Below are 6,711 nucleotides of genomic sequence, written 5' to 3' on the forward strand. Positions count from 1 at the left end.
GAGAGCCGGGGCCCGGAAGCCGCAAGTGACGTCGTGGATAGACTGGATCCCGGCTCAGCGTCGCGTCACTCATGTGCCGCGCCTTGTCCGGGACACCAAAGTGCCTTACGCGCTTGCCATGTCCGGGAAGACCGCCTCGATCTTGGTCTTCAGCGTCGCCGCATTGAACGGCTTGACGATGTAGTTGTTCACGCCGGCCTTCTTGGCCGCGATCACGTTCTCGGTCTTGGACTCGGCCGTGATCATGATGAAGGGCGTGGTGGCGAGGTTCGGATCCGCGCGCACTTCGCGCAGGAGGTCGTAGCCCGTCATCGGCTCCATGTTCCAGTCGGAGATCACGAGCCCGTACTTCTTGCCGCGCATCTTGTTCAGCGCTGCCGAACCGTCGCTGGCATCATCGATATTCTCGAAGCCAAGCTGCTTCAGCAGATTCCTGATGATACGGATCATGGTGCTGTAGTCATCCACCACCAGAACCGGCATCGACAAATCAACCGCCATCTCGACTCCCCCAACGCAAACGCAGGAATATTACGATCGGACCTGCCAAGGCGAAGCCCGGCAGTTCCACGCCTCAAGGAGTAGCATCAAGGCGTTAAACAGCCCGTTAACTGCGGATGCCACCAGTGGACTGAAATCGTGTTCAATGTCCCGCTCCGCCCGCTTGACTTGGTCAGGTCGGTCGAGCCACGGTCCGGCCCGGTCCTGCCCCCGGTTTGAGAATTCCCCTGATGGCCTCGCCCTTTACTGTCATCCGCGACACAACGCCGGATTCCGCGATTCCGCGGGGTGCAGTGGTCGCCATGGGCAATTTCGACGGCGTTCATCTCGGCCATCGCGCCGTGATCACGGCCGCCCTGGAAATGGGCCGGGCGCATGGCCGCCCTGCGCTGGCATTGACCTTCGAGCCGCATCCGCGGCGGTTTTTCAGCCCCAACACCCCGCAATTCCGCCTGACGGACGAGCGGGCCAAGCTGCGGCTTTTGGCCGGCACCGGCCTTGCCGGTGCCGTGGTCATGACCTTCGACAAGGCGCGCGCCGGAACCAGCGCGCAAGATTTCATACACCATGACCTGATCGGCCGCCTTGGCGTCAGCGGCATTGCCGTCGGCTACGACTTCCATTTTGGCAAGGGTCGCGTCGGCTCGCCGAGCCTGCTGGTCAACGAGGCGCCCCGGCTTGGCATCGAGGTCGACGTGCAACCCCATATCGATATCGACGAGCGGCCGGTCTCCTCCAGCGCGATCCGGATCGCGCTCGCCGAGGGGCAACTCGATGAAGCCACCACCATGCTGGGTGGTCCCTGGTTCATCACCGGCGAGGTGATCCACGGCGAGAAGCGCGGCCGCGACCTTGGCTATCCCACCGCCAACATCCGCCTGGACGCCAATTGCGGCCTCAAGCACGGCATCTACGCCGTGCGGATCGGCCGCGGCACCGAGCGCCTCGGCGGCGTGGCGAGTTTCGGCCGCCGTCCGACCTTCGACAATGGCGCGCCGCTGCTCGAAATCTTCCTGTTCGACTTCAAGGGCGATCTTTACGGGCAGGTGCTCGACTGCGCTTTCGTCGGCTTCATCCGCGAAGAGCTGAAATTCGACAGCCTGGAGGCCCTGATCCGCCAGATGGACGACGATTCCGCCCGCGCCCGCGCCATGTTGGCCGCCGCCCCGGATGCGTTTCCGAAACTTGGCGTGATCGATTGAGCCCGAACCGGGCCACCCCACCTTTGCGCTTCCCCCGTCCGGCTGCTATGGAGAGCCCATGTTTGCGCGGCGCATCATAGGGATTAGCGGCCCGGCTTCCGCCTGAGCCTTCGGCTCGGCGCAAGACCGGGATGTATCGTCTCACCCCGCGATTCCCTATCGCCATCCGTTTCCCGCGCCCTTCCGAGCCAGTCAGCCTCATGTCCGAAAAGCCGCAAAAGTCCCAAAAGTCTGAAGTCAAAGACTATTCGAAAACCCTGTTCCTGCCGCAGACCGAATTCCCGATGCGCGCCGGTCTGCCGCAGCGGGAGCCGGAGATCCTCAAGCGCTGGTATGAGATCGGCCTCTACGAGAAGCTGCGCGAGAGGGCGAAGGGCCGCGCCAAATTCGTGCTGCATGACGGCCCGCCCTACGCCAACGGCAACATCCATATCGGCACGGCGCTGAACAAGATCCTGAAGGATCTCGTCACCAAGAGCCAGCAGATGCTCGGCTTCGATTCCAACTACGTGCCGGGCTGGGACTGCCACGGCCTGCCGATCGAGTGGAAGGTCGAGGAAGAGCACTATCGCAAGAAGGGCAAGCAGAAGCCCGACTTCCGCGATAGTGCCGCAATGATCGACTTCCGCAAGGAATGTCGCGCCTATGCCACGCATTGGCTCGGCGTGCAGCGCGAGGAATTCAAGCGCTTGGGGGTGATCGGCGACTGGGACCATCCCTACGCCACGATGAGCTATCCCGCTGAAGCCCAGATCGCGCGCGAGCTGATGAAGTTCGCCGCCAACGGCACGCTCTATCGCGGCTCCAAGCCGGTGATGTGGAGCGTGGTCGAGAAGACCGCGCTGGCCGAAGCCGAAGTGGAGTACGAGGACTACACATCGGACACGGTGTGGGTGAAGTTTCCGGTGACCTCGCCAGCGCACGGTGCGCTCGCCTCCGCAAGCGTCGTGATCTGGACCACCACGCCATGGACGCTGCCGGGTAACCGCGCCATCTCATTCTCGCCGAAGATCGGCTATGGCCTGTACAAGGTGACGGACGCGCCCGCCGACAATTGGGCCAAGCCCGGCGATCTCCTCATCCTCGCCGATGCGCTCGCTGCAGAAGTCTTTAAGCAGGCGCGCGTGACGGCCTATGAGAAGGTCCGCGACGTCCCCGGCGACACCATGGACGCGATCGAGTGTAGCCATCCGCTGAAGGGCCTCGACGGCGGCTACGACTTCATCGTGCCGCTCTTGCCCGGCGACCACGTCACGGATGACACCGGCACCGGCTTCGTGCACACGGCACCCGGCCATGGGCGCGAGGACTTCGACGCATGGACGGCGCAGGCGCGCGATCTCGATGCGCGCGGCATCAACACCGCGATCCCCTATACCGTCGATGAGAACGGCGCCTACACCGATCATGCGCCGGGCTTTGCCGGCAAGCGCGTCATCAACGACAAGGGCGAGAAGGGCGACGCCAACGAGGCCGTGATCAAGGCGCTCGTCGAAAGGGGCATGCTGCTCGCGCGCGGTCGGCTGAAGCATCAATACCCGCACTCCTGGCGCTCCAAGAAGCCGGTGATCTTCCGCAACACGCCGCAATGGTTCATCGCGATGGACAAGGATGTTGCCGCTGACGGCAACACCAGGTCCGGCGACACGCTGCGCGCGCGCGCGCTGCACGCGATCTCGGTGACGCAATGGGTGCCGCCGTCGGGCGAGAACCGCATCAACGGCATGATCGAGGCCCGCCCGGACTGGGTGATCTCGCGCCAACGCGCCTGGGGCGTGCCGATCGCCGTGTTCGTGCGCGAGAAGGGCGACGGCTCGGCCGAGATCCTCCAGGACGAAGCCGTCAATGCGCGCATTGGGCAAGCCTTCGAGAACGAAGGCGCGGACGCCTGGTATGCGAAGGGAGCGCGCGAGCGCTTCCTCGGGCCCCGCGCCAACGAGGACTGGCAGAAGGTCGACGACATTCTCGACGTCTGGTTCGATTCAGGCTCGACGCACGCCTTTGTGCTCGAAGACCCTGTACATTTCCCCGGCCTTGCCGGCATCAAGCGCAAGGTCGACGGCGGCACCGACACGGTGATGTATCTCGAAGGCTCGGACCAGCATCGTGGCTGGTTCCACTCATCGTTGCTGGAGAGCTGCGGCACGCGCGGTCGGGCTCCTTACGACATCGTGCTGACCCACGGCTTCACCCAGGCCGAGGACGGCCGCAAGATGTCGAAGTCGCTCGGCAACACCATCGAGCCGCAGGCCGTCATCAAGGAATCCGGCGCCGACATCCTGAGACTCTGGGTTGCATCCTGCGACTACACCGACGACCAGCGCATCGGCCCCGAGATCCTGAAGAACACCGTCGAGACCTATCGCAAGCTGCGTAACACCGTGCGCTGGATGCTGGGTACGCTGCATCACTACAAGCCGACCGACGCAATCGAGCCCGCCGAGATGCCGGAACTCGAGCGCTTGATGCTGCACGAGCTCGCGGTGCGCGCCGCCGCGATCGGCAAGGCCTATCGGGAGTTCGACTACAAGACCGTGGTCGCTATCCTGTCCGCGTTCCTCAACAGCGAGCTGTCAGCGTTCTATTTCGACATCCGCAAGGACACGCTCTATTGCGACCCACCGTCCTCGCTGACGCGCAAGGCGGCGCTGACGACCATCGACCTGTTGTGTGCCTCGATCCTGAAATGGCTGGCGCCGATCCTGAGCTTCACCGCCGAGGAAGCTTGGCGCATGTACCGGCCGAACGCCGAGCCTTCGGTGCACCTGACGCTGTTTCCTGATGGCCTCGAGAAGCTCCGCGACGACAAGCTCGCCGCCAAGTGGGAGACGATCCGCAACGTGCGCCGCGTCGTCACCGGCGCACTCGAGCTCGAACGCGCCGCCAAGAACATCGGCTCCTCGCTCGAGGCCTCGCCGGTGATCTATGTCGCCGACCGGGCCATGCTGGCGACGTTGTTCGATGTCGATCTCGCCGAAGTCTGCATCACCTCGAACTACGAGGTGCGCGAGGGCGAGGCGCCGGCTTCCGCGTTCCGTCTCGATGCCGTGCCGGGCGTCGCAGTCGTCGTCGAGAAGGCGGTCGGCACCAAGTGCGCCCGCTCCTGGAAGATCTCGCCGACGGTGGGCGAAGACCCCGAATACCCCGACGTCACCCCGCGCGACGCCAAGGCGTTGCGTGAATGGAAGGCGCTGGGGGTGGCGGTCTGACCGTCAGCCATGACCCCGCTGCGCGCCGGCATCATCTCCGCCCTGGTCACACTCGTCCTCGACCAGGCCTCTAAGCTTTGGCTGCTGAACGTGTTCGACCTCGCCCGCCGCGGCGCGGTGCGGGTGACGCCGTTCTTCGATTTGGTGCTGGCCTGGAACATCGGCATCAGCTTCGGCTGGCTCCAGAACGACAGCCAGGCGGCGCAGTTCGCGCTGATGGCCGTCAAAGGTATTGCGGTGGTCGCGCTGGCGATCTGGATGGCCCGCTCCCACACCCTCCTTGCCACGATTGCGCTCGGCCTGATCATCGGGGGCGCCATCGGCAACGGCATTGACCGCCTGGCCTATGGCGCGGTGGTGGATTTCGCCCTGTTTCACATCGAGATTGGCGGAAATATCTATAATTGGTACGTGTTTAACCTCGCCGACGTGGCCATCGTTGCTGGGGTGGCGGCGCTATTGTATGATTCCTTCCTGGGGGTACCCGCCGCAAAAGCGCCCTGATCCCGGCCGATACGACCGGCGGGTGGAACCCGCTTTTGCGAGGGTCAAGCCGCGTGCGAGCGGCAATCTGCCACAATATGGAACAGGTATGGTGATGCGCAGCTCGAAGACCAGCGGTTCGATGGTTCGAGACCCCCAACGGGGCATCTGGCGGGCATTGAAATTGTCCGCAGTCGCGCTTGGCATCGGTCTCGTCATGTCGTCCGGCGCCGCCCGCGCCGGTGACGACGACGAGGACGACGACATGACTTTCGAAGAGAAGCTCATCGACAATCTGATGTCCGGCATCGGCGCCAAGAGCATGGAGAAGCCCGGCATCGAGTACCGCGAGCGTTCGCCGCTGGTCGTGCCGCCCAAGCTCGACCTGCCGCCGCCCGCCGCAACCCAGGCCAAGAATGCGCCGAACTGGCCGAAGGACCCCGACGAGAAACGCCGCAAGGAAGCCATTGCCGCGCGGAAGAAGGCCAACAAGGCGCAGGAGAGCTGGCAAGCCGCTCAGCCGCTGTCGCCCGCCGAGATGAAGGCCGGCCAGGTCGCCGCAGCCCCCCGCACCAGCAACGATCCGATTCAGCCGGGCACCAACGGCAACCCGTCGCTAATGCCGGCCGAGCTCGGCTATTCCGGCGGTCTCTGGGGCATGTTCAAGGGCAACAGCTCGGAAGAGAAGGCATTCACCAGCGAGCCGCCGCGCCAATCGCTGGTCGAGCCTCCGCCGGGTTATCAGACGCCGTCGCCGAACTACGCCTATGGCTCCGGACCGGACAAGTCGCGGCGGACCTATTTCGACATCATGTCGGGCAAGGACAAGGAACAATAGCGTTCCCGTCGCGCCGCGACGTCCTGACAGAAGCGAACCCTGCGCCGGCGACTCGTGCACGCCGGACACGGTTCCTGAATTGCCGATCAGTAACTTGCCTACGCGTTGAGTTCTCTGCTTCGTGACGCGAAGCCTCAGCCGCACGGTGTACGATGCCGTGCCTCCGAGCCGGAGATCCGGACCTCGGCCTGTCATAAGGATCATGATGTTCTCTTACCGATCGGCTGCCTGCCTCCTTGCCGCGCTGCTTTCGACGAGTGTCCTGACGGCCGGCGCGTCCCTCGCCCAGACCACGGTAACATCGGCCCCGCCCGCCAGCTTCACGCTCAGCAACGGCATGCAGGTCGTGGTGATCCCGGATCACCGCACGCCCGTGGTCACGGAGATGATCTGGTACAAGGTCGGCTCGGCCGACGAGACTCCGGGCAAATCCGGCCTCGCACACTTCCTCGAGCACCTGATGTTCAAGGGCACCTCG

6 protein-coding genes are annotated in these 6,711 nt (G+C 64.3%); 5 read left to right on the forward strand and 1 reads right to left on the reverse strand.

The window, feature by feature from the left end:
* Window positions 1-105: 105 nt before the first annotated feature.
* The gene (locus IVA98_RS18075) at window positions 106-501 is read right to left on the reverse strand and encodes a response regulator (protein WP_008567674.1); all 396 of its coding nucleotides are present in this window, start codon (window positions 499-501) and stop codon (window positions 106-108) included.
* Between the two features lie 230 nt (window positions 502-731).
* Between IVA98_RS18075 and IVA98_RS18080 the strand changes: the two genes are divergently transcribed.
* The 5 genes from IVA98_RS18080 to IVA98_RS18100 form a co-directional block, all read left to right on the forward strand.
* Window positions 732-1,703, forward strand: a complete 972-nt coding sequence (locus IVA98_RS18080) for a bifunctional riboflavin kinase/FAD synthetase (RefSeq protein WP_247299441.1) — start codon at window positions 732-734, stop codon at window positions 1,701-1,703.
* A 200-nt stretch (window positions 1,704-1,903) separates the two neighbouring features.
* Entirely contained in the window at window positions 1,904-4,912 is a 3,009-nt protein-coding gene (ileS, locus tag IVA98_RS18085; protein WP_247299439.1) for an isoleucine--tRNA ligase, read from the forward strand.
* Window positions 4,913-4,921: 9 nt separating this feature from the next.
* Window positions 4,922-5,416 (forward strand): signal peptidase II, encoded by a 495-nt coding sequence (lspA, locus tag IVA98_RS18090; protein WP_247299437.1) that lies wholly within the window; start codon window positions 4,922-4,924, stop codon window positions 5,414-5,416.
* 94 nt (window positions 5,417-5,510) lie between these two features.
* The gene (locus tag IVA98_RS18095; protein ID WP_247299512.1) at window positions 5,511-6,233 is read left to right on the forward strand and encodes a chromosomal replication initiator protein DnaA; all 723 of its coding nucleotides are present in this window, start codon (window positions 5,511-5,513) and stop codon (window positions 6,231-6,233) included.
* Between the two features lie 205 nt (window positions 6,234-6,438).
* A partial coding sequence (locus IVA98_RS18100; RefSeq protein WP_524536388.1) for a M16 family metallopeptidase occupies window positions 6,439-6,711 on the forward strand: 273 nt, incomplete at its 3' end.

Source organism: Bradyrhizobium sp. 160, assembly GCF_023073735.1.
Classification (GTDB): domain Bacteria; phylum Pseudomonadota; class Alphaproteobacteria; order Rhizobiales; family Xanthobacteraceae; genus Bradyrhizobium.